Annotated in this window: 17 protein-coding genes and 8 tRNA genes; 9 read left to right on the forward strand and 16 right to left on the reverse strand. The window is 46.4% G+C overall.

Annotated elements, in window-relative coordinates:
- Positions 1 to 14: 14 nt before the first annotated feature.
- Positions 15 to 659, reverse strand: coding sequence for a 4Fe-4S dicluster domain-containing protein (locus L5M51_RS13205; protein WP_105251824.1), 645 nt, complete (start codon positions 657 to 659; stop codon positions 15 to 17).
- A gap of 355 nt (positions 660 to 1,014) precedes the next feature.
- Here L5M51_RS13205 and L5M51_RS13210 point away from each other — a divergent pair, with 355 nt between their 5' ends.
- On the forward strand, positions 1,015 to 3,384 hold the full coding sequence (locus tag L5M51_RS13210; protein ID WP_263173213.1) for an OmcA/MtrC family decaheme c-type cytochrome: 2,370 nt from the start codon (positions 1,015 to 1,017) through the stop codon (positions 3,382 to 3,384).
- A 159-nt stretch (positions 3,385 to 3,543) separates the two neighbouring features.
- Here the strand turns inward: L5M51_RS13210 and L5M51_RS13215 are convergent, their stop codons facing one another.
- On the reverse strand, positions 3,544 to 5,322 hold the full coding sequence (locus L5M51_RS13215) for a flotillin family protein (RefSeq protein ID WP_173243524.1): 1,779 nt from the start codon (positions 5,320 to 5,322) through the stop codon (positions 3,544 to 3,546).
- Between the two features lie 36 nt (positions 5,323 to 5,358).
- The gene (locus tag L5M51_RS13220; RefSeq protein ID WP_105251821.1) at positions 5,359 to 5,994 is read right to left on the reverse strand and encodes a YqiJ family protein; all 636 of its coding nucleotides are present in this window, start codon (positions 5,992 to 5,994) and stop codon (positions 5,359 to 5,361) included.
- Positions 5,995 to 6,432: 438 nt separating this feature from the next.
- Here L5M51_RS13220 and L5M51_RS13225 point away from each other — a divergent pair, with 438 nt between their 5' ends.
- The 5 genes from L5M51_RS13225 to L5M51_RS13245 all read left to right on the forward strand — a co-directional run bounded on the left by L5M51_RS13225 (position 6,433) and on the right by L5M51_RS13245 (position 9,819).
- Positions 6,433 to 7,938, forward strand: a complete 1,506-nt coding sequence (locus L5M51_RS13225) for a carboxypeptidase M32 (RefSeq protein ID WP_263173216.1) — start codon at positions 6,433 to 6,435, stop codon at positions 7,936 to 7,938.
- 180 nt (positions 7,939 to 8,118) lie between these two features.
- Complete coding sequence (locus L5M51_RS13230; RefSeq protein WP_113939489.1) at positions 8,119 to 8,616, forward strand: GNAT family N-acetyltransferase; 498 nt, start codon at positions 8,119 to 8,121, stop codon at positions 8,614 to 8,616.
- Positions 8,613 to 8,963 carry a DMT family protein gene (locus L5M51_RS13235; RefSeq protein ID WP_006082592.1) on the forward strand — a complete coding sequence of 117 codons (351 nt, stop codon included), beginning with the start codon at positions 8,613 to 8,615 and terminating at the stop codon, positions 8,961 to 8,963. The genes L5M51_RS13230 and L5M51_RS13235 overlap by 4 nt, the downstream gene beginning before the upstream one ends.
- A gap of 29 nt (positions 8,964 to 8,992) precedes the next feature.
- Positions 8,993 to 9,250 (forward strand): DUF2960 domain-containing protein, encoded by a 258-nt coding sequence (locus tag L5M51_RS13240; RefSeq protein WP_006082593.1) that lies wholly within the window; start codon positions 8,993 to 8,995, stop codon positions 9,248 to 9,250.
- A 59-nt stretch (positions 9,251 to 9,309) separates the two neighbouring features.
- On the forward strand, positions 9,310 to 9,819 hold the full coding sequence (locus L5M51_RS13245) for an RDD family protein (RefSeq protein WP_263173219.1): 510 nt from the start codon (positions 9,310 to 9,312) through the stop codon (positions 9,817 to 9,819).
- Positions 9,820 to 9,939: 120 nt separating this feature from the next.
- Here L5M51_RS13245 and lptG read toward each other — a convergent pair whose 3' ends face one another.
- Entirely contained in the window at positions 9,940 to 10,998 is a 1,059-nt protein-coding gene (gene lptG, locus L5M51_RS13250; protein ID WP_105251819.1) for an LPS export ABC transporter permease LptG, read from the reverse strand.
- Positions 10,995 to 12,107, reverse strand: coding sequence for an LPS export ABC transporter permease LptF (gene lptF, locus L5M51_RS13255; RefSeq protein ID WP_113939369.1), 1,113 nt, complete (start codon positions 12,105 to 12,107; stop codon positions 10,995 to 10,997). The genes lptG and lptF overlap by 4 nt, the downstream gene beginning before the upstream one ends.
- Before the next feature lie 243 nt (positions 12,108 to 12,350).
- On the opposite strand from lptF, the gene pepA reads away from it, so the two are divergent.
- The 3 genes from pepA to L5M51_RS13270 all read left to right on the forward strand — a co-directional run bounded on the left by pepA (position 12,351) and on the right by L5M51_RS13270 (position 17,603).
- Complete coding sequence (gene pepA / locus L5M51_RS13260; RefSeq protein WP_263173220.1) at positions 12,351 to 13,859, forward strand: leucyl aminopeptidase; 1,509 nt, start codon at positions 12,351 to 12,353, stop codon at positions 13,857 to 13,859.
- A gap of 343 nt (positions 13,860 to 14,202) precedes the next feature.
- The gene (locus L5M51_RS13265) at positions 14,203 to 14,706 is read left to right on the forward strand and encodes a DNA polymerase III subunit chi (RefSeq protein WP_263173223.1); all 504 of its coding nucleotides are present in this window, start codon (positions 14,203 to 14,205) and stop codon (positions 14,704 to 14,706) included.
- A 20-nt stretch (positions 14,707 to 14,726) separates the two neighbouring features.
- Entirely contained in the window at positions 14,727 to 17,603 is a 2,877-nt protein-coding gene (locus L5M51_RS13270) for a valine--tRNA ligase (RefSeq protein WP_263173226.1), read from the forward strand.
- Positions 17,604 to 18,212: 609 nt separating this feature from the next.
- On the opposite strand, the gene L5M51_RS13275 is transcribed toward L5M51_RS13270, so the two are convergent.
- From L5M51_RS13275 to alaS, 11 genes are all read right to left on the reverse strand, one after another.
- Positions 18,213 to 18,286, reverse strand: a tRNA-Arg gene (locus L5M51_RS13275).
- A 103-nt stretch (positions 18,287 to 18,389) separates the two neighbouring features.
- A tRNA-Ser gene (locus tag L5M51_RS13280) sits at positions 18,390 to 18,481 on the reverse strand.
- Positions 18,482 to 18,526: 45 nt separating this feature from the next.
- Positions 18,527 to 18,603, reverse strand: a tRNA-Arg gene (locus L5M51_RS13285).
- 49 nt (positions 18,604 to 18,652) lie between these two features.
- Positions 18,653 to 18,729: transfer RNA gene (locus L5M51_RS13290), tRNA-Arg, on the reverse strand.
- Between the two features lie 49 nt (positions 18,730 to 18,778).
- Positions 18,779 to 18,855, reverse strand: a tRNA-Arg gene (locus tag L5M51_RS13295).
- A gap of 86 nt (positions 18,856 to 18,941) precedes the next feature.
- Positions 18,942 to 19,018: transfer RNA gene (locus tag L5M51_RS13300), tRNA-Arg, on the reverse strand.
- A 44-nt stretch (positions 19,019 to 19,062) separates the two neighbouring features.
- Positions 19,063 to 19,139 (reverse strand) — tRNA-Arg (locus L5M51_RS13305).
- A gap of 22 nt (positions 19,140 to 19,161) precedes the next feature.
- A tRNA-Ser gene (locus L5M51_RS13310) sits at positions 19,162 to 19,253 on the reverse strand.
- A gap of 205 nt (positions 19,254 to 19,458) precedes the next feature.
- Positions 19,459 to 19,656, reverse strand: a complete 198-nt coding sequence (gene csrA / locus L5M51_RS13315) for a carbon storage regulator CsrA (protein WP_006082602.1) — start codon at positions 19,654 to 19,656, stop codon at positions 19,459 to 19,461.
- Between the two features lie 118 nt (positions 19,657 to 19,774).
- Positions 19,775 to 21,031 (reverse strand): aspartate kinase, encoded by a 1,257-nt coding sequence (locus L5M51_RS13320; RefSeq protein WP_006082603.1) that lies wholly within the window; start codon positions 21,029 to 21,031, stop codon positions 19,775 to 19,777.
- A 9-nt stretch (positions 21,032 to 21,040) separates the two neighbouring features.
- On the reverse strand, positions 21,041 to 23,665 hold the full coding sequence (alaS, locus tag L5M51_RS13325; protein ID WP_263173228.1) for an alanine--tRNA ligase: 2,625 nt from the start codon (positions 23,663 to 23,665) through the stop codon (positions 21,041 to 21,043).
- Positions 23,666 to 23,855 lie beyond the last annotated feature (190 nt).

Below are 23,855 nucleotides of genomic sequence, written 5' to 3' on the forward strand. Positions count from 1 at the left end.
TATTTCTCCTGAATTTAAGAAACTAAGCCGGTATATTTTTCATATTGTTCTAATGCAGCTTCAGCCTCTTCCCAGTTATAAAATTTAATTGCACCTGTAGGACAAACTTGCGCGCAGGCAGGTTTACCGTTACATAAATCACATTTGACGGCTTTCATTTTACTGCGAACAACTTTAATGACTTGCTGAGGACACTTATCTGCACAATAACCACATCCGACACAACGTTCTTCATCAATCACTTTGGCGCCAGTCTGTTCATTCGTTGAAATAGCTTGCTGTGGACAAACTTCAGTACAGACTTCGCAGTGGCGACAAGTGGAAGGAACAACGGTTTTATCGCCGCATTCTCCTCGTTGTATTTCATAGTCAAATTGCACACCATGTGGGCCATAGTTCATATTTCTTTCTACTTTGACGCGGGCAAGTGTCGGACTGCTATCCCCTTCATGGTTCCAACCACAGGCAATTTCACAGCGTCTACAGCTAACACAAACCGTAGGGTTCACCACCATGAGTCCACCAGGCATGACTTCTACTATCTCTTGGCTATTACTGTCACTGCCACAACCGGTCAGAAAACTTATTAATGTTCCGCTATAAACTGTACCGACAGCAACGCCCATACCGCCTTTAAGCATTCCTCTTCTGGTAATCATATTTGATCCTTTATTAGTCAAAGCAATATAATTAAAATATGCATACACTTTGATTCCCGACAATTTATGCTAAAGTAATTATGTCTTTGATTTTTAACCTGCGTCACAATTACCCATATTGGGGCATTATTAGATCAAGTTACGCGACATACATCAGAGTAACGTTTTCAAGAATTAACAATTCAACATCTAGCAAATTTAAATAATGCCTCACTTCAAATTACCTTAATATAATTAACAAATAACTTTTAAATTTGGTTAATTAAGTGCAACTAGACTTATAACTAAGTTAATATCTATACCGCATACATTCCGATTAGAGTCCCGACAGAATCTAATTAAAAAGGAATGGAAAATGATGAAAACGAATACCCGTTCTCAATGGAAAATCTTTACGCCAATGGCAGTCGCAGTCTGTCTGATGACAGCCTGTTCCGATGGTGACGATGGGAAAGAAGGTCCACCAGGAATTGTGAGTATCAGCATTGAACAAGCGGATACACTCAAAGCGACAATAGAAAATGTGGTTATCGATGCGCAAACCCATGTTCAGGTCGATTTCTTCCTCAGCAATGCCAATGGTATTGCGGTCACAGGACTAGAAAACCTGAAGGAGCTAGATACCTTAGGTGTCGGTATTGCCAAATTAGCACCGCCGCAGGAGCACTATCAAATCACCCAAGCCGCGGCTAATGCTATGGCAACAACTGGCGCTGAAGTCACTAACTCTGCAGCAAGCGCGACAAATGCTGCGTTGCAATGGACCAGTTACATCAATAATCAAGTAGAACCCGCCACAAATGCCCAAGCGAATGCACAGACTCAGTGGCAAGCAGGCATTGAAAGCAGCTGTAAAACGGCTTGTCTAACCTCCTTAGGCGCGGGCCAATACCGTTACACTTTGAGTAAACCACTCACGGGTTACTCCCAATTTACGGGGATAGATACCCAGTACTCGCCTGAGCTCACCCACAGGATTTACCTAGAGTTAAAACCGTTAGCAAACAGCCCAATCGACACTCAGTTGATCAACAGCGTGTACGATTTTGTGCCCGCCACAGGACAGACCGTCGCTGCGGATATGGGCCGTAAAGTGATCGCGCCGGAACAAGCCTGTTTTCGATGCCATAACCCAGACTTAGCCAATACCGATACTCGCCTTTTGATGCACGGCAATAAACGTTTTGCCTTTGAGGGCTGCGTTGTCTGTCACACGACTTACTCTGGCGATCCTGAAACGGGTAATAGCCTTGATATGGCGACATTGACACACCAGATCCACCAAGCCAAATATCAAATTGTAGGTTACAAGGGACAGCTATATGACTACGCCAATGTGACCTTTCCCGGTGATATGGCCCAATGTCAGCAATGCCATATTCCCGGCGCAACGGCGCAAAGTGGCAATAGTAATATCCCCAGTAAAACCGCGTGTCTTGACTGTCACAAAGCGCAAATTCCAGCAGATTGGAATGGCACTGTAGCGGGGTTATTCCACAATAGGGAAATTTTTGCCAACCCATGGGCACTGGGCTGTAGCGGCTGCCACCCTGATAGCACTAATCCTGAAGGTGTCGGGCTTTTCCACAATGCCGCCGTGAAAACAGCCACTAAGCTGGTGAGCGATTACCAAGTTAAGTTACTGAGTTCGCAGCTAAGCGTTGAAGCTAAGACCCTTGCAGTGACATTGCAAGTGCAGCAAATGGAGCAACTGCCCGCCAGTCAACCTATGATAAAATCCTTCTGGTTGATTGCCACAGGTGAAACAAATAGCGCGAACATGCCAATCAATAACGGCCAGCGTAAAGTGTGGGATTTATTAGCAAACACGAGCGACGTCGCCTTAAAAATTACCGCGCCCAATCAGCTAACCGTCACTATATCTAACCTGTCGGCAGCCGATTTTGGCGATCTGAGTCAGTCAAAACTCTACAGTAAACTGGTGCTCTGTGCCGATAAAAATACTGGCTTTGCCGTTAACTGTAATATCGCAAATCAAGAGGTGAGTCTCAGTGCCATTAATTTGCTAAGCCTGCAAGGTCAAGCTGTTACAGCAAAAGCTAAGGTCGATGAACAGGCCTGTCGCCAATGTCATGATCAAGGATTAGAAGATAGAGTTCTGTCGGCGCATCAAATGAAAGGAATTTTTGAACCCAATAGCAGCTGTGGCACCTGTCATGCACCGCAAACGGCCACCGCACTAACCGATGGGCAATGTCAAAGTTGCCACAGTAATGATGCGATTATGTATCTCAATGCCAATGTGATGCATACTCCTGGGGCCAGCCAAATCAAGCCCTATCGCACCATCAACAATACTTTGAGCTACAGGGAAATGGTGCATTCACTGCATGCGGGAACCCGTACTGTAGTAGGTTTTGATAACCCACGTCCCGAACTCACTTACCCTAATGCAAAAAATAACTGTAGTGTTTGTCATAGCGCAGGACAGCTCAGTCTCGAGGGGCTAAGTGCACAGCAATCCCTGTTAGTTGCGACACCCGATGCAGCCAACATAGGGCAAATTGCCGAGTACTCACCAACCTTAGCAACCTGCACGGCTTGTCACACGCTTATCGATAGTTTAGTCGTCCATGCTCGTAGCTTTGGCGGGGTTTACCAAAGTGATGCCAGCGGTGGTCGAATTTACCAATCAGGACAGGAATCATGCGCAACCTGTCATGCAGAAGGTCGCTCATCGGGGGTCGACAAGGTACACAAATAAGCCGTTAGATTTGATTTAATACCCCAAAAAAAACCGCTCACCATAATGGTGAGCGGTTTTATTTCATTCGTCCTATTTATCAATCTTTTATCCGCACAAGGCTCAAAAGAGCAACGGCGAGTGCTTTACTTGATTTGACTTAGTTTAATGTCGTTGAGATTAAGGCTTGAGCACACTTTGGCTCTCTACTACCTGCGTTTGGCTATAGTCCTTAGGTCTAGAGTTCGACAAGGTCACACCACTTAAGGCTTCGGCGGTTAAGGTGTTATTACCATTCAATAAATCATTCAAGGTTCCAGAGTCACCATTCACTAACCCTAACTCCCTGAGCATGGCATCAATAACAGGCGCATTGGCGCGATAGTTTAATGCTGCACTGGTCACTTGCTCTGCGATACCACCTTGATGGTGAGCACCTTCGCCACCCGCAGCAAATTGATGACCTGCACCATAACCTTGAAGAATCTTAATACCTTCGATATTTTCTAACGGCTTAACGGCTTGGGCCACAATTTCAGGCAAGGCCTTCAAAATGGCGAGGGATTTTTGCAGGGCAATCTGCTCATCACTCAAGACGTTTTCTGCTTCATAAAGTGCTTGTTTACCTGCAGCTTCAACGGCATACACTTTTTCATCCGCTTCGGCCTGCAGTTTTTTCGCATCGGCACTGGCGCGCGCTTCAATCAGAATCGCACTCGATCTGTCTTCAGCTGCACGTTTCTCAGCTTCGGCCTGCACTGTTACGCCGACTGCATCACGCTCAGCTTCCTTACGAGCATCAATCACTTCAATCTCTTTGCGACGATTAGCTTCTGCCACTTGGCGCGCTGTGATTACCGCTTCTTCTTTTTCAACTTTCAGTTTTTCGGCTTCAGCTGCACGAGCACGGGCAGCTGATTCTTCTTCAGATTTGGCCGCAACCGCAATGCGTTTTTCCTGCTCAGAAACTTCGATATCCCTTTGCTGTTGAATGCGCGATTGCTCAATCGACTTATACTTTTCAATCTCGCGGGTTTCGATATCTTTGGTCTTTTCGATTTCAGCGGTTTCGATGGCGCGCTCTTTGGCAATCTCAGCTTCGCGTTCTTCGCGGGCCTTGTTTTCTTTCTGCTTAATGATCTCCGCTTTCTGATCGGCGCGTTTAAATTCTAACGACTGTTGCTGGATCAGGCGCGCTTCTTCTTCCGACTTTTCAATCTCTAAGGATTCCTTTTCGGCCTCTAGGTTACGCTGCTCGATTTTAATGCGGTTTTCCTGTTGAATATCGTTGGTTTCTTTGCGTTTCTCTTCGATAATCTTCGCCAGACGCGCACGACCTTCGGCGTCGAATGCATTGTTTTCATTGAAGAACTGCAAATCAGTTTGATCGAAACCCGTTAATGAAACCGATTCGAGTTCGAGACCGTTTTTCTCCAGATCGTTGGCGACGTTATTTTGCACTCGTTGCACAAAATCGGCACGCTGCTCATGCATTTCTGTCATGGTCATTTCGGCGGCCACAGCACGCAGCACGTCAACAAACTTGGACTCCATCAGCTTTTTAAGCTCTTCAACACGGTTTGTACGCGTGCCTAAGGTTTGCGCTGCCATTGAAATACCATCGGAATGTGGGGCTACACGCAAGTAAAAATCGGCCTTCACATCGACACGCATTCTGTCCTTAGTGATTAGCGCATCTTTCTGGGTTTTCTCCACTTCGATACGCAGAGTGTTCATGTTTACCGAGATGGTTTCATGTAATACAGGCAACACAATAGCGCCGCCATCTTTAATGATTTTCTCACCACCAAAGCCGGTACGCACAAAGGCCATTTCTTTAGTTGCACGTTTATATAACTTGGCGAAAATTAACCCGATCACAATGAGGCCGAGTAGCACCATACCCGCAACGAGCAAAATAAAACTACCGGATGAACCTATGTTTGTTAACACATCCATTTGATTTCCTTTCAATTGATTTATGGCTTGGGAAGATTAATTATCAAAACGCGTAGCTGACCAGACTCGGCCTTCTCGCTTAAGCAGCACGACTTGAGTGCCTGAGGCAAACTCGATATCCGAAGTTTCGGGCTCGACTAAAACGTAATGTTTTTGTTGATGTTTATCGCGAACGACAGCTTCAGAGGGCATGCCTTTAATTGCGCAACCTAAGGTGATAGTGCCGACATAGCCGCTAAGATCATCTAGCGAGATCGCACTCGATTCATTTTTAGGCAAATGATCAGCAAGTACTCGGCCAAAATAACGGCAAGAAAATGCACTGGCGACAATAGCAATGGGTAAAGTGAACAGTTGCGGCAGTAAAAAACCGGCAAGACTAACACTGATAAAATTGACGATATAACCCGCAATCGCAAAACTGGTCAGCGCAAGCACAAACCAAATAAGTAATGGGAGTCTATTTAGACACAGCCAACCGGCAATGCCCGTGAGTCCACCCGCGCCCACATCAGCATCATATTCCACATCAGCAGGTACCCATTGGTCTAACGCACTTAACATGCTTAAACCTATGAATAATGCGAAGGCTTCAAACACACCAAGGGCCAGTACGCAGGCAAAAGCTATGGTGTAAGGTAAATTAGGCTGTTCAACTAAAAACGCCCACATAGTCATCTCCTTGAACAATACAGCATTCCATTTATTTCACTGTAATTATCGACTTAACCACAACAGAATAGCAAGGCAAGCATAATTTCCAAACTAAAAATTGTCCCTAAAACAGATTTTGACTATGCTCTGCTGCGCCAAAATCGCGTGACCATCTTCGCTATTAGTACCCTATCGAAAACCACTTTAACACTTCAACGCCCCTTTTAGCTTAGCGCGCGAGAGCTGCAAATAGCCGCAATCGCCATACATGGCGTGGATGCCATTTATTCAGGAGCAATAAATGGCCTTGCCTCAAGTGCGTTACTATAGCGTTAATATCAGCCCACTGAGTCCTGCATCTTCAGGTTGTTTGAGTATACTGTTGACGTCATTGTATTATCATCCTGTTATTGTTATTTATTCGCGCAGAATTTGATGCGCCAGAAGGGAAATTCCATGGACTCACCCAAGAGCAAAGTACCAACACCAAGTTACGATAAACTGACAGCACATTTTCAAAAAATTTCTCACTTTGAACATTTCAGCGCTCTTGGTGACTGGGATCAAGCAGCCATGATGCCTATGGGCGGTAATAGCAATCGCGGCGATGCAATGGCTGAACTGGCGCGACATATCCACACACTCAAAACCTCAACCGTCTTAGCCGAACACTTACACAGCGCGACGGACGAATCTCTCACAACGGAACAACAAGCTAACCTGCGGGAAATGCAGTACCAATATCAACAGGCAAATTTAGTGCCCGGCGATCTCGTGCAAGCCAAAACTAAAATGGCCTATCAATGTGAGAATGCGTGGCGTGAACAACGTAAAAATAATGACTGGCAAGGCTTTAAACCAAACCTCAAAGCGGTAATTGCACTTGCTAAGGAAGAAGCGCAGATCCGCGGCGAAGCCCAGAATATTTCCCCCTATGATGCCCTGCTCAATAAATTTGAGCCGGGAATGACCTCGGCAAAGCTGGAGCAAACCTTTGGCGGACTGAAAGATTGGCTACCGACACTCATCCAAGAAGTGCTGGCTAAACAGGCAAACGAGCCTAAGTTAACGCTAAATGGTCCCTTCGATGTTAGCGCGCAGCAAGCCCTTGGCCGAGACGTAATGGATTTTCTGGGGTTTGACTTTAACCACGGTAGGCTGGATATCAGCAGCCATCCATTCTGTGGCGGCGTGCCAAGCGATGTACGGATAACGACTCGCTACAATGAGGCTGATTTCAGTAGCGCTATCATGGGTATAGTTCATGAAACAGGCCATGCCAGATATGAGCAAGGTTTACCTAAAGCGTGGCGTGGACAACCTGCGGGACTGGCGCGTTCTATGGGTATCCACGAGAGCCAGAGTCTATTCTGCGAAATGCAACTCGGGGCAAATCCGGCATTTTTACGCCAATTGCAGCCTAAAATTGCGCAACATCTTCATTGTCATTTTAGCGCCCAAGAATTAGCACAGCATTACACCCGCGTAGCGCCCGGACTTATCCGTGTAGATGCCGATGAAGTCACCTATCCTTGCCACATTTTACTGCGCTTTGAGGCAGAAAAAGCCTTTATCGACAGCAGCTTAACCGTAGATGATTTACCTGATTTTTGGTCGACGCAGATGCAACAACTACTGGGGATTAATACCGATGGCAACTACCGAGACGGTTGCATGCAGGATATCCATTGGGCCGTTGGTGAACTAGGGTATTTTCCCAGCTATACCTTAGGCGCCATGTATGCCGCCCAATGCCGTTTTGCGATGGAAAAAGCCTTAGGACCAATTGAAACCCTGATCGATGCAGGCAAGTTGAACTCTGTATTCCAATGGTTGAGTGAACACATTTGGTCTAAGGGATCTTTGCTCACAACCGATGAACTGATACGCCAAGCAACGGGCGAAACCCTAAATGGTCAATATCTTGAGCGTCACCTGCGCCAACGATATCTGGGCATTTAACCGCTGCTAATGCTTAAAAGCGCTGAAAGCTCAGTTTATACGGGTTTTAAAGCGCTTTATATTGCCGCTGGAGCCTGCATTTTAACGCTGCTTGAGGTTATAATGCCGAGCTTATTTGAATCAGGACTCTTTCCACGGAGTTCCTTCAACAGAACTCTTGAAACAGGATAAATGTCGGCCATGTTACTGCGTGCAATCACCCCAGAGGATTGGGATGCCATTTTAGCGATCCAAGACGAGTGTTACTCACAACTGGATCCTGAGCCACTGCACGTACTGCAAAGTAAATGGCAGGTATCACCTCAGTCCTGTTTTGTGTTCGAAGTGGATAAATCGGTTGTCGGTTATTGCTTGGCCCACCCATGGACCGCCAATATGCCGCCAGCGCTATATCAGCCCATCACCCATTTACCCAAGGCTGATACCTTATACCTACACGATATTGCGATTTCGGCCAAAGCCCAAGGTTTAGGCGCTGGAGCGAAGGCGCTGACCCGCCTAACACTACTGGCTGATCGCTATAATCTCAATTCCTTATCCCTCGTAGCCGTACAAGGTGCCGACAGCTATTGGCTTAAAATGGGTTTTAAACCTAAAGCAATCGATAAATGCCTTGGCAGCTATACTGACGATGCTATGTATATGATTTATAAATTTAATCATAGAGATGAAAAATGAATCCAACCCTAACCACTATCGGTTTACTTTGCTTAAGTAATATTTTTATGACCTTTGCTTGGTACGGGCATTTGAAAACGCTAGGCTCAAAACCTTGGATTATTGCGGCCTTAGTGAGCTGGGGTATCGCCCTATTTGAATACTTGCTGCAAGTGCCAGCTAACCGTATCGGCTACACAGTAATGAATGTCGGCCAGTTAAAAATTTTACAAGAAGTCATCACCTTAAGTTTGTTTGTCCCCTTTGCCTATTTCTATATGAAAGAACCATTGAAGCTCGATTATCTGTGGGCAGGACTGTGCATCTTAGGTGCTGTTTATTTTATTTTTAGAAGTGAATTTAATTAATTTCAGACTTATTTCAGGAGAGCTCCCCCATGGCCCGTCAAGTCACTTATACCTTCAAAGGTAAGACTAAAACTATCGCCTTTAGCTACGACAAACACCATGATTTATATGAAGCTGTGGCCGAAGCCGAGGGCATAGATCTGACCAAATTTTTGGCTATGGAACAACAAGTCGCCATGACATCTCGTAAAGGTGCCAAGGCTGAAAAAGAATTCAGGAAAGTAGAGTTTGCCCGCTTTGGTTTTAGCAATATCCACTTTGTCAGAGATGAAGAACCTGAAGCCTAGGCTAATGTATTAATTGTTTTTTGTATTAGCTTTAAGCACTTCAATAACAGGACACTGTAATGCTCAATACCGAACATGCTAACTTCCCCCGCGCAGGATTCTTCCGCCGCCTAGGCGCTGCAGTTTACGATTCGATGTTAGCCGTGGCCGTCTATATGGTTGCTGGCGCAATGGGCTTTGGGATTTTCTACGGCCTCACCGCTTCAGGACTGGCTGGCATGAATGGCTTTGAGCATGTCTCAGATGCACTCAATGGCACGCCAGCTTATCAGGGAATTTATCAACTTTGGCTTGCCTTGTGTGTCGGCACTTTCTACGCATTATTCTGGAGTAAGGGCGGTCAAACCTTAGGGATGCGCGCTTGGCGGCTTAAAATTCAACATCCTAATGGCCAAAACTTAAGCCTGATCACTGCCTACGCTCGCATCATTTGGTCACTGCTCGGCATTGGCAATTTATGGATTTTAATCAATGATGATAAGCGCGCACTGCAGGATATGATGACTCGCTCAGAAGTGGTCGTGCTGTCTAAAGAAGCCAACCAAATGCGTAACTGGCATGGGGCATAAGTTTATTCTTAAGTAAATCCGAAATACAAAAAACGACGCAAAAGCGTCGTTTTTTATGGGCTATTTTTATGGACTATTCTTAATTGACGAAATCCGGAGTAAGGAGTAATAAGCTGCGTATCATCGCCGGATAAAGTAGAAGGCAACGCCAGTAAACAACAAGCTTGGCGCAACAGCCCCCACATAAGCAGGTAGCTCATACACTATACTCATGGGGCCAAAAATCTCATTACTGATATAAAAGCTAAAACCTGCTACGACCCCAAGTAATACGCGCGCGCCCATAGTCACAGTCCGCAGCGGACCAAATACAAACGACAGTGCCACTAACATCATCACTGCGACCGTCACGGGCTGCATCACCTTGCGCCATAAAGCAAGCTCATAACGGCTGGGATCTTGACTGTTAGTTTTAAGGTAATCAAGATAACCGACCAGACCCCGTATAGATAACGCCTCGGGTTTAATCGACACTACGCTGAGCTTATCTGGCGTTAAACTCGATTGCCATTGGTCTTCTTCAAGATACTCAAGCACGACTTTTTCATAGCTTAAATCAGTACGTTTAACGTCAAATAAACGCCAGCGATCTTGGGAAAAGACCGCTCGGTCTGCGTGAACTACGTTGGTGAGCTTAAGTTCGCTATTGAATTTATAAAGCGTGATATTGCTGAGTTTATTGATGTTTTCAACTTCACCAATATTAACGAACAAATCACCATCCTTTGCCCAAATTCCACGATGGGACTTAATTAAACTCCCACCAGAGAGTTTAACAGCTTGCAACTCATTGGCTTTTTGCTCAGCAATCGGTGCGCCCCACTCCCCTAAAACCATCACCAATAACATCAAAGGCACAGCAGTTTTCATCGCCGACATAGTGATCTGCAAACGTGACATGCCAGAAGCTTGCATCACAACAAGTTCGGAATTCGATGCCAACATTCCCATACCAATCAAAGCGCCTAGCAAGACGGCCATAGGGAAAAACATTTCAATATCCCGTGGCACTAAAAATAAAACATAGATGCCAGCATCCATCATGCTGTAGGTGCCACGGCCAACTAAACGCAGCTGATCAACCCATTTGATGATGCCCGACAAACCAGTCAACACCAGCAAACAAAGCGCTGAAGTGCTTAACAATATTCTGGCGATATAAAGGTCTAATATCTTCATGCTGCCACCTTCTTATTGGCAAACAAGGACGATATACGACTGAAAATAGGCCTATCTTTGCCAAGCAAGAATAACCCCATCAAGAGCGCAGAAACATGGATCCACCACATACCTAAATACAGTGGAATAATCCCATCTTGCAATGCCTTACGTCCCGCGACCATCAGTCCAAAATAGCCAAGGTACAAAAGAACTGCCGGGAACATCTTAGCAAACTTACCTTGGCGCACATTCACCCGCGCTAACGGTACAGCAATCAGTGTCATAATTGGAATCGCGAGCGGGATAGCAAGACGCCAGTGGAATTCAGCCGCGGCTTCAGCACCTTCAATTTTCACGAGTTCATCAACGGGCAGTGCAGATAATTTACGGCGACGCTCATCAACTTGCTGCTCTTTAATTTGCATTTTATAACCACCAAATTCGATCATTTGGTAGTCCTTCGCCTTCGGGCTGCCTTGATAACGCACGCCGTCATTCAAGTTCAATTGTTGAGCACCTGAACTATCTTCCTGTACTCGTCCACCTTTAGCCACCACGACATTGGTCACGCCAGTTTCATCATCAGGATCTGGCAACTGGGCTACAAACACTTTATCTAACTCGTTATCTTTACCAATACGCTCAACAAATAATACCGCGCGACCATTGGGACTCGCCTGAAAACGCCCTTGGATTAAGGCGGCAAGACCCGCTTCAGACTGGGCTTTTTCGAGCACTTGGTTTTGCTGTTCTTCTGCCCAAGGGGCAACATAAAGGGATAAATAGCCAGTAAACAGCATATTGATCACGGCGAGGATCAGCGTCACGCGGGTGACATACCACTCACTGACCCCAACACCGTGGAGAATGACCATTTCATTTTCGGAATACATACGGCCGTGGGCCAGTAAAATACCCAAGAACAAACTTAACGGCAGCACTAAGATCACCAGATAAGGCAAGTTAAGCCCAATCAGAGTCATGATTAAAGAGGCGGGAAAATCGCCGTCGGAGGCATCGGCCAGTATACGCACGAAATGCTGGCTAATAAAAATAGTTAACAGCACTAAAAGTACCGCAATTTGTGCCTTTAAAACTTCTCGAATAAGGTATTTAAATACAATCACAGGCAGGATCCGGTCTCTAAACTTATCTTTTTGCTGGTAACAGACTAACTTTCATGTAAACTGTTTACTTTTGATAGTTTTCTGACCAGCTTCAGGGGTTCTAGGTAAACTTAACGTCACGAAATGCGTGGCTCAAGCGCCGAGAATAAATCACCTTTGGAGTAATAACTTAGGCCCTTTTCGGGACAAGCAGACATTATCCAATAAATATAAAAATTTGTCTTTAAGAATCTAGGAGTGCTCATGGAGTTTAGCGTAAAGAGCGGTAGCCCCGAAAAACAACGCTCAGCCTGTATCGTGGTCGGTGTTTATGAACCCCGTCGTCTGTCGGGTATCGCGGAGCAATTAGATAAAATTAGCGAAGGTTATATCAGTAACCTACTGCGTCGCGGCGATCTGGAAGGTAAACCAGGCCAGATGTTATTGCTGCACCATGTTCCTAACGTATTGAGTGAACGTGTATTATTAGTGGGTTGTGGCAAAGAACGAGAATTAGACGAACGCCAATACAAACAAATCATCACTAAGACAATCAACACCCTTAACGAAACAGGTTCAATGGAAGCAGTTTGCTTCTTAACTGAACTGCACGTGAAAGGACGCGATACGTATTGGAAAGTACGTCAAGCGGTTGAAACCACTAATAGCAGTCTTTATAGCTTTGATGCCCTGAAGACCCGCAAAGGTGAAACTCGCCGTCCACTGCGTAAATTAGTGTTCAATGTCCCGACTCGCCGTGAATTAACTTTAGGTGAGCGCGCCATCGAGCATGGTATGGCAGTATCTGCTGGCATGCATTTATGTCGCGATGTAGCCAACATGCCACCGAACATCTGTAATCCAGCCTATTTAGCTTCACAAGCTCGCCAAATGGCTGAAATACACGACACACTGCATGTCACCACTATTGGTGAAGAGCAAATGGCCAAACTGGGCATGAACTCATACCTTGCAGTCGGTCGCGCCAGTACCAATGAATCCATCATGACTGTGATGGAATACAAGGGCGCTGTCGATAGCACAGAAAAACCAATCGTTCTAGTTGGTAAAGGGTTAACCTTCGACTCGGGTGGTATTTCATTGAAGCCTGGCGAAGCCATGGACGAAATGAAGTACGACATGGGCGGCGCAGCGGGTGTTATCGGCACCATGAAAGCCATCTGTGATATGAAGTTACCTATCAACGTTGTGGGTATTCTGGCTGGCTGTGAAAACATGCCATCGGGTAATGCTTACCGTCCAGGTGACATTCTGACCACTATGTCAGGTCAAACCGTTGAAGTGTTAAATACCGATGCAGAAGGCCGTTTAGTCCTATGTGACGTATTAACCTATGTTGAGCGTTTCGATCCTGAATTGGTTATCGATACTGCAACCCTGACTGGTGCGTGTGTGATTGCCCTTGGTAAACACGCATCGGGTCTGTTCTCATCGCATAACCCTCTAGCACACGAGCTATTAAGTGCCGGTGAGCAAAGTGGTGACCGCGCATGGCGCATGCCATTGTGGGATGAGTATCAAGATATGCTCGACAGCCCGTTTGCTGACATGACCAACTTAGGTGGCCGTCCAGCAGGTGCTATCACAGCAGCATGTTTCCTTTCTCGCTTTGCTAAAAAGTACAACTGGGCTCACTTAGACGTTGCAGGCACAGCTTGGAATAGCGGTGCTAACAAAGGTTCTACGGGCCGTCCAGTGCCACTATTGACTCAGTTCCTGATCAATCGTGCTGGCGTTGAACTCGGCGAATAACCAACTATCGGGCCTTAGTTTGTTAAAGGCTCGATAAATGAAAGGCGAAGATAAAAATCTTCGCCTTTTTTATTTCCTTAATTTAATCAGAAAATCGATTTCCTGAATAAATTAAGAAAATAAAAAAACTGAACAACTAATGGTTTTAGAATCATTTTTCAAAGAGTTATAGCTCTACCCTCTGCATCTCCAACGGTTTGAAAGTATCCCATTAAGCCCCGCCAGACAATGATAGATAAAACCTCACAGTAAGGTTTGCCCTAAGCATTAACCCATACTGACTTTTAGTGTAAACTGCTGCTTTCGTTCGCCACTAAAACAAGTGAAGCAAGGCATTGAAATCATGACTCAAGTGCTGTTTTATCTTATGCCGCCAGTGGCATCGCCTGCCAAGGCCAAGGCTGATTCACCTGTTGAAACTGCGAATGCGAACCCTGCGCTTTCCGAGATGCATATTCTGGCATGCCAACTGGCGCAACAGGCTTTTGTGAAGCAACAATGGGTCTATATCCATTGCCAAGATAAACAGCAAGCCCATGCAATTGATGAACTTTTATGGCAGTTTGAGCCCAGTGCTTTTGTGCCCCATAACCTCAAAGGTGAGGGCCCGATGACGGGATCACCGGTTGAAATTGGTTTTGATCGCCTCGGCGCCAACAAAAGTCGCCAAGTTCTGATTAATCTTGCAGACCAAGCGCCCCCATTTGCGGTAAACTTTGGCCACATTATCGATTTTGTTGCCAATGACGATCAGCATAAAGCGGTCGCTCGCGAACGTTATCGACAGTATCGCGGCTTAGGGGTCAATTTACAGACCCAAGACTTAGCAACACATCCACTTAATTAGTTTGAGACAGACACGTTCCCATGGAAAAAACATACGATCCGCAGTCCATCGAGCAAACGCTTTACCAAAATTGGGAAGAGCAAGGTTACTTCAAACCACACGGCGATGAATCCCAAGGCAATTATTGCATCATGATCCCGCCACCAAACGTGACGGGCAGCTTGCACATGGGCCACGCCTTCCAAGACACCATTATGGATACTTTGACCCGTTACCAACGGATGAAAGGCAAAAATACCCTATGGCAAGTCGGTACTGACCATGCGGGTATCGCCACCCAAATGTTGGTTGAGCGTAAGCTTGAAGCCGAAGAAGGCAAAAATCGTCATGACCTAGGTCGCGATGCCTTTATGGATAAAGTGTGGGAATGGAAAGCGCAATCGGGCGGCACTATCACTAAGCAGCTACGTCGTATGGGCGCTTCTGTTGATTGGGACCGCGAGCGTTTCACTATGGACGAAGGCTTGTCCAAGGCCGTGCAAGAAGTATTTGTACGTCTGTACGAAGACGAGTTGATTTATCGCGGTAAGCGTTTGGTCAACTGGGATCCAAAGCTGCACACAGCTATCTCTGATTTAGAAGTGGAAAGCAAAGAAAAACAGGGCCACATGTGGCATCTGCGTTATCCACTGGCCGACGGTGAACTGACCGCCGATGGTAAAGACTATTTAGAAGTCGCTACCACGCGCCCAGAAACCATGCTCGGCGACAGTGCGGTTGCAGTGCATCCCGATGATGAACGCTATCAAGCGCTGGTCGGTAAGTTTATTCTGTTGCCGATTGTTAACCGCCGCATTCCTATCGTGGCCGACGATTACGTCGACATGGCCTTTGGTACAGGTTGCGTGAAGATCACCCCGGCCCATGACTTTAACGACTATGAAGTCGGTAAACGTCACAACCTACCCATGTTCAACGTGCTGACCTTAGATGCCGCCATTCGCGTGAGCGCCGAAGTGGTGAACTCTGACGGTACCTTTAACAAAACGCTCGATGGCAGCCTGCCTGAACGCTTTGCCGGACTTGACCGTTTTAAAGCGCGCGATGCTATCGTCGCTGAATTTGACACTTTAGGGCTGCTCGAAAAAATCGCGCCGCACACCTTGAAAGTGCCTTACGGCGATCGCTCCGGTGTGGTTATCGAGCCAATGCTGACCGACCAATGGTATGTAGCTGTTGCGCCAATGGCGAAAACCGCTATCGAAGCCGTTGAAAATGGCAGCATTAAATTTGTGCCGCAGCAATACGAGAACATGTACTTCTCGTGGATGCGCGACATTCAAGACTGGTGTATTTCGCGTCAATTGTGGTGGGGTCACCGCATCCCAGCTTGGTACGACGAAAACGGCAAAGTCTATGTCGGCCGCAACGAAGCCGAGGTACGTGCTAAGCACAATATTGCCGACTCAATGACATTACGCCAAGACGAAGACGTACTGGACACTTGGTTCAGCTCAGCCCTGTGGACTTTCTCGACCTTAGGTTGGCCTGACAATTTAGAAGATTTAAAAACCTTCCACCCAACCGACGTGTTGGTGACAGGTTTTGACATCATCTTCTTCTGGGTTGCCCGTATGATCATGATGACCATGCACTTCATCAAAGATGAAGACGGTAAACCACAAGTCCCGTTCAAAACCGTCTACGTAACCGGTCTTATCCGCGATGAAGCGGGTAACAAGATGTCAAAATCTAAGGGCAACGTACTCGATCCATTAGACATGATCGACGGTATCGGCCTTGAAGATCTCGTTGAAAAACGTACCGGTAATATGATGCAGCCACAACTGGCCGCCAAAATTGAAAAGAGCACTCGCAAAGAGTTTGCTGACGGTATAGAAGCCCACGGCACTGATGCACTGCGCTTTACGCTTGCGGCAATGGCATCAACGGGTCGTGACATCAACTGGGATATGAAGCGCTTAGACGGTTACCGTAGCTTCTGTAACAAGTTATGGAACGCCTCACGCTACGTGCTGATGAACACAGAAGATCAAGATTGCGGCCCTGGCTCACCAGAGTACAAAGGTGGCGAGATGGAGCTGTCGTTAGCCGATCGCTGGATTATTGGCTTGTTCAATCAAACCGTTAAGACCTTTGACGATCACATGACGAACTATCGTTTCGACTTAGCGGCCAATACCCTGTATGAGTTCACTTGGAACCAGTTCTGTGACTGGTACTTAGAGTTAACCAAACCGGTATTGCAAAACGGCAGCGAAACGCAAATGCGCGGCACCCGTCACACCTTAGTGACAGTGCTTGAAGCGATGCAACGCCTGATGCACCCTATGATGCCGTATATCACTGAAACCATTTGGCAGCGCGTTAAACCGTTAGCCGGTGTCGCAGGTGATACCATTATGCTTGCGCCATTCCCAACATTTGATGCCGCTAAAGTCGATAGCGCAGCAATGGCCGATTTAGAATGGGTTAAGCAAGTGATCGTCGCGGTGCGTAACATTCGCGCCGAACTGAACATTGCCCCATCTAAACCGCTAAATGCCCTACTTCGTGGTGTTAGCGCGCAGGATAAAGCCCGTGTAGAAGCGAACCAAACCTTCTTCACTACGCTTGCCCGCTTAGAAAGCATGACCATTTTAGCCGATGGCGAAACTGCGCCTATGTCGACCACAGGTTTGATTGGCGAAATGGAGCTGCTGATCCCTATGGCAGGCTTAATCGATGTCGCCGCCGAAATGGCCCGTATCGACAAACAGCTTGAAAAGCTCGGCCAAGAGATAGCTCGCATCGAAGGAAAATTGTCGAACCAAGGCTTCGTGGCAAAAGCCCCTGCCGACGTTATCGACAAAGAGCGCGCCAAGATGGCCGATCTCAAGCGAGATATGGACAAACTCAATGAACAAAAATCTGAGTTCGCTAAGTTAGAAGCTTAAGCTTCTCATTTACTCTGATTCACTTGTTATGATTGGTTCTAACTGAATGAAGGGCAGCCACTTGGCTGCCCTCCTTGTATCTATATCGCTGCAATCTATGAGCAATTATGAGCCTTAATCTACGTTCTTGAGCCAGATGCCGCCTTTAACCCGAGTCAACTCTAAACACTGTCATTTAACCTACTACACTGTATTGAAACCACCACACCATTCATCCTCATCATTCCCCGTGGTCTATCGCTCATGAGCTCACACGTAGCCCATCACTGCCGACATACGTAAACACCACACATGTAGACTAAAGAACAACTAATACCTCCAGAGACAGCACTGAGAGAGCTGACATGGAGTGCTGACATAGATATCCAATGTCGTCATAGACTCTCAACACAGGCAAAAGCAGATTCTTCAGTGAGTTGAACCTAAGAAAGAGAAGTGTTTAAAGCGAAATGGCTAAAGATAGCGACACCGAAGATATCTAAGGTAAGGCAAAAGATGATGATGCAAAGTTAAGGTTAAACCTAAGCGGGTAAAAATATAATGAGTTAAACCATTACAGATTAAAAAATAAAAAAGCCCTGCAATTGCTTGCAGGGCTTATCTATATAGTGCGCGTGGAAGGAGTCGAACCTCCGACCGCCTGGTTCGTAGCCAGGTACTCTATCCAGCTGAGCTACACGCGCAAACTCGTTTTTGTATTTCTAATAGATCCAATCATGATTGAGTCTAGGATAAGCACTTTTATCTCGCAAATTTATTCTATTCCCCTCGACTAAGAGAATAGAATGGCGGAGAAGGAGGGATTCGAACCCTCGATGGGAGTTAAAGCCCATACTCCCTTAGCAGGGGAGCGCCTTCGGCCACTCGGCCACCTCTCCGCGTTTAACGCTTTAAATCAACAAGACGTATCTCGTTAACTATATTGGTGCGCGTGGAAGGAGTCGAACCTCCGACCGCCTGGTTCGTAGCCAGGTACTCTATCCAGCTGAGCTACACGCGCATGTTAAACGGTAAAACACTAATACGACCTAAATCATATTAATTTAAATTGGTGCGCGTGGAAGGAGTCGAACCTCCGACCGCCTGGTTCGTAGCCAGGTACTCTATCCAGCTGAGCTACACGCGCATGTTAAACGGTAAAACATTAATACGATTTAAATCATATTAATTTAAATTGGTGCGCGTGGAAGGAGTCGAACCTCCGACCGCCTAGTTCGTAGCCAGGTACTCTATCCAGCTGAGCTACACGCGCATTTTAACTCTTTGCTATAAGCAATTATCTACAAAATTTCTTATGAAATTCAAAACTGATGAGTTAAAGATTAACTAATGCAGAGATGGTGCGCGTGGAAGGAGTCGAACCTCCGACCGCCTGGTTCGTAGCCAGGTACTCTATCCAGCTGAGCTACACGCGCGACTTGTATCTAAATTTACTTTTACATCAAACACTAATAAAAAATGGTGCGCGTGGAAGGAGTCGAACCTCCGACCGCCTGGTTCGTAGCCAGGTACTCTATCCAGCTGAGCTACACGCGCACTGTTTTCTATCAGTAAGAAATGGCGGAGAAGGAGGGATTCGAACCCTCGATGGGAGTTAAAGCCCATACTCCCTTAGCAGGGGAGCGCCTTCGGCCACTCGGCCACCTCTCCGTTTTCTTGGCGCACATATTACTGTTTGACGAAAATAAGTCAAACCCTTTTTCCGAAACAGATTCCATTTGAACTGTTTTTAATCACATTGCTGTTATATCAAGCCAATGTATTGATTTACGCCAATCTTTCGGTCTGAAAAATAAAAAAGCCAGTTAAAAAACTGACTCTTCTGCTGCCGTAGTACGCTTGCCAAAACAAGGTACTAAAAGTTACCACCTTCCGATGGTGTACCTGATTTTTCAGATTGAATGCGTTGGTAGATTTCTTCGCGATGAACAGAAACCTCTTTTGGTGCATTCACACCAATACGCACTTGATTGCCTTTTACCCCTAGCACTGTAACTGTGACTTCATCACCAATCATCAGTGTTTCGCCAACACGACGAGTCAAAATCAGCATTCGATAGCTCCTTTATTTCTTAATTCAGCTTACACACGGCACTCATCCGGTAGATGGGCTTATTATAAGGTCAGCTTAGTACAAATTAATAGTATTCAATACTCAAACGGTTATTTAATTACACCTTATTTAGCTCGAAAGCGTGATGTAACGCCCGAACCGCCTTGTGTAAGTCCCTTTCATCGATAACGGTTGATAATTTACTCTCTGACGTCGTGAGTAACTTAGCATGAATAGTTTCATTACCCAAGACTTCTAACATCTTAGTCAATAATCCCATTTTTGCCTGTAAACCTTTGCCAACTAAAGATACTTTTGCACGTTGCCGTTCGATAATCAATGGTCCGAGAGCAAGGCTTTCGCTTAAGCCTTCGAGCTCATTAAGCAGAGTATCAACCTTAGCTTCAGCGAGCATAAAACTGACTCGACCCGAAGGATCATCCTCATGGATCCTCAATGGAGAAATAAATTCCACATCGATTTCCAATCGCGTTAAGCAGCCTAACAGCGCTTGATAACGTTCACTGGTGGTAAACAGCCCTTCAATCGTTAGCGTTGCCAGCGCCTTATTAATCGCGATACCTTGCACTAATGAGGCAATCGTTAATTCCGACTCGTCGCCAAATTGGATTAACGTCCCCTGCCCAGCTTCAAAGCTCGACAATACTCGCAGCGGTACGCGAAAACGCTCGGCGTATTCAACAGAATCGGGATGCAATACTTTAGCGCCGAGCTTTGCCATTTCGAGCATCACATCAAACCCAATCACATCGAGGCGACGTGCACTGCTATCAATATTAGGATCTGTGGTAAATACCCCAGCCACATCGGTAAAAATCTGGCATTCATCGGCTTCTAACGCTGCCGCTAAGGCTACTGCAGTGGTATCTGAACCACCGCGTCCTAAGGTGGTCACTTCGCCTTGAGGATCTATGCCCTGAAACCCTGCAACGATCGGCACAACACCATCGGCAAGCAAAGACTGCAAATATTCAGTATCAACTCGCTCAATGCTGGCGCGGCCAAATTGACTATTTGTATGAATTTGCACTTGATCGCCCGTAAGGGATTTTGCTTTTATGCCGCGACGTTGTAGCGCCATCGACATCAAAGCAATACTCACTTGCTCACCCGTCGAGACTAGCATGTCTAACTCGCGCGCCGAGGCGCGCGGATTAATTTGTGCTGCAAGTGCAAACAGGCGATTAGTCTCACCCGCCATCGCGGATAAAACTAAGACTTGTTGCTCACCATTGTGAGCTGACTTTGTAATCTGCTCAGCGACCGCTTCGATACGTTCAATAGAACCCACCGAAGTGCCGCCGAACTTTTTCACAAAAAGCTTGCTACCACTAAGCTTTCGTTTTTGGGGCACAGCAACCTCTTAAGCTAGACGCTCAGTAATCCAAGGTAATACTTGAGCCAATGCCGCATCCAGATTTTCTGGCTGGCTACCGCCCGCTTGAGCCATATCAGGACGACCACCGCCTTTACCGCCCACTTGTGCAGCGACCATAGCGACTAGCTCACCCGCTTTGACTTTACCGATCAGATCGTTACTCACACCCGCGATCAGGTTAACTTTCCCTTCCTGCGCGGTACCAAGAACGATAATGGCCGATTTCAATTTCTGTTTTAATTCATCTTGCAAGCCACGTAATGAACTTGCCTCAACGCCGTCTAATTTTTTGATCAGTACGTTAACGCCATTAACTACAACGGCATCGCCCACTAAGTCTGCACTCGCTGCGGCCGCTAGCTTATCTTTCAGCTGCGCCATTTCTTTTTCGAGTTGCTTCATCTTATCGAGCTGCGCTTTTAACTTAGCCACCACTGAGTTGGCATCGCCTTTCAATAAGGCAGCGGCTTCTTCCAGTTCAGCTTGTTGCTGCGCCACATAAGCCATAGCAGCAGCGCCAGTCACGGCTTCGATGCGACGTACACCCGCAGCAATACCCGCTTCAGAGGTGATTTTGAACAAGCCGATATCGCCAGTGCGACCGACATGTGTACCGCCACACAATTCGATAGAGAAATCGCCCATAGTTACAACACGGACTTGTGAATCATATTTCTCACCAAAGAGTGCCATAGCGCCTTTCTCTTTAGCTTCATCTATGCACATTTCAGCGGTTTTCAGCTCATGGTTACGACGAATTTGAGTGTTAACTAATTCTTCAACTTCTTTTAATTCAGCAGCTTTTACGCCTTCGAAATGGGAGAAGTCAAAACGTAAACGCTCAGGATCAACCAAAGAACCTTTTTGCGAAACATGAGTACCGAGCACTTGACGCAGTGCGGCATGCAGTAAATGCGTAACAGAATGGTTTAACTGAGTACGATGACGCAGTTTTTTGTCCACTTTCGCTTCAACAACTTGGCCAACACTCAAACTACCAGTAGCCAAAACACCTTGATGGCCCGTTGCTTGACCATACTTTTGCGTATCGTTTACCGTAAACTCAATACCGTTCGCAACTAATTGGCCTTTATCGCCTACTTGACCGCCAGATTCCGCGTAGAAAGGTGTTACATCGAGCACGACAACGGCTTCATCACCCGCTTTGATCGCCGTCACTGACTCACCGTTTTGATAAATCGCGGTGACCTTAGCTTGACCCGCTAATTCGGTGTAACCACTGAATGCAGTTTCAGCATCAATTTTCAGCGCAGCGTTATAATCTGCACCAAAGTTACCGGCAGCTTGTGCGCGGCTACGTTGTTCAGCCATGGCGACTTCGAAACCTGCCTCATCGACAATGATGTTGCGCTCGCGACATACGTCAGCGGTCAAATCCATTGGGAAGCCATAGGTGTCATACAGCTTAAATACGGTTTCGCCGTCTAAGGTGTCACCTTTCAACTCGTTTAAGGCAGTATCTAAAATACCTAAACCACGTTCAAGCGTACGGGCAAATTGCTCTTCTTCCGCTTTCAGTGCCTTTTCAACAATCGCTTGAGTCTCAGCTAACCCTTTTGCTGCATCGCCCATCACCGCAATCAAAGACGGAACCAGCTTGTAGAAGAAAGCTTCGGTCGCACCTAACTTGTTACCATGGCGAACTGCGCGGCGAATAATACGGCGCAGCACATAACCACGGCCTTCGTTCGACGGCATAACGCCATCGGCAATTAAAAATGCACATGAACGGATATGATCGGCAATGACTCGCAGCGACTTTTCAGATAAGTCACTAACACCAATGACCTCTGCGGCTTTAGCAATCAAAGTACGGAAAATATCGATTTCGTAGTTAGAATGTACGCCCTGCATAATCGCAGCAATACGCTCAATCCCCATGCCTGTATCAACCGAGGGCTTAGGCAAAGGTAACATTTCACCCGATGCTTGACGGTTGTACTGCATGAAAACGATGTTCCAGATTTCGATGAAACGGTCGCCATCTTCTTCAGGACTGCCTGGACGTCCGCCCCAAATATGATCACCATGGTCATAAAAAATCTCAGTACATGGACCACAAGGACCGGTATCACCCATTTGCCAGAAGTTATCTGACGCAAAGGCGGCACCTTTATTGTCACCGATACGTATGATGTTCTCGGCAGCGACACCAATTTTTTTATTCCAGATTTCAAAGGCTTCATCATCTGTCTGATAAATAGTGACGCACAGACGTTCCTTAGGCAGCTTTAACGTTTCAGTTAAAAAAGTCCAACCCAAACGAATCGCTTCTTCTTTGAAATAATCTCCAAAACTGAAGTTACCTAGCATTTCGAAAAAGGTGTGATGACGTGCTGTGTAGCCAACGTTATCCAAATCGTTATGTTTACCACCAGCGCGTACACAACGTTGAGCAGTGGTCGCACGCGTATAATTGCGTTTGTCCATGCCAAGAAACACGTCCTTGAACTGGTTCATGCCTGCATTGGTAAATAAAAGTGTGGGATCGTTGCCTGGCACTAATGAACTACTGTCCACAACTTGATGACCATTGCTGCGGAAAAATTCGAGGAAAGCGCTTCTGAGCTCTGCTGTAGTTTGATACATGAAATCATCCTGAATTGGGTAAGCATTACCAGCTACGCCTTAGGCTAGCCGTATTTCTATTTGCCCAGCATTATAAGCAGACTAAGGAAGGACGACCAGTCTTGATTGGTGATATACACATCAGGAATTTAATATTTTAGCGTGAATCGCCCACACCAGAGTCACTAGAAGCAAAACGACAGGATAAAGC

The organism is Shewanella sp. SM73 (assembly GCF_025653795.1).
GTDB lineage: Bacteria > Pseudomonadota > Gammaproteobacteria > Enterobacterales > Shewanellaceae > Shewanella > Shewanella oncorhynchi.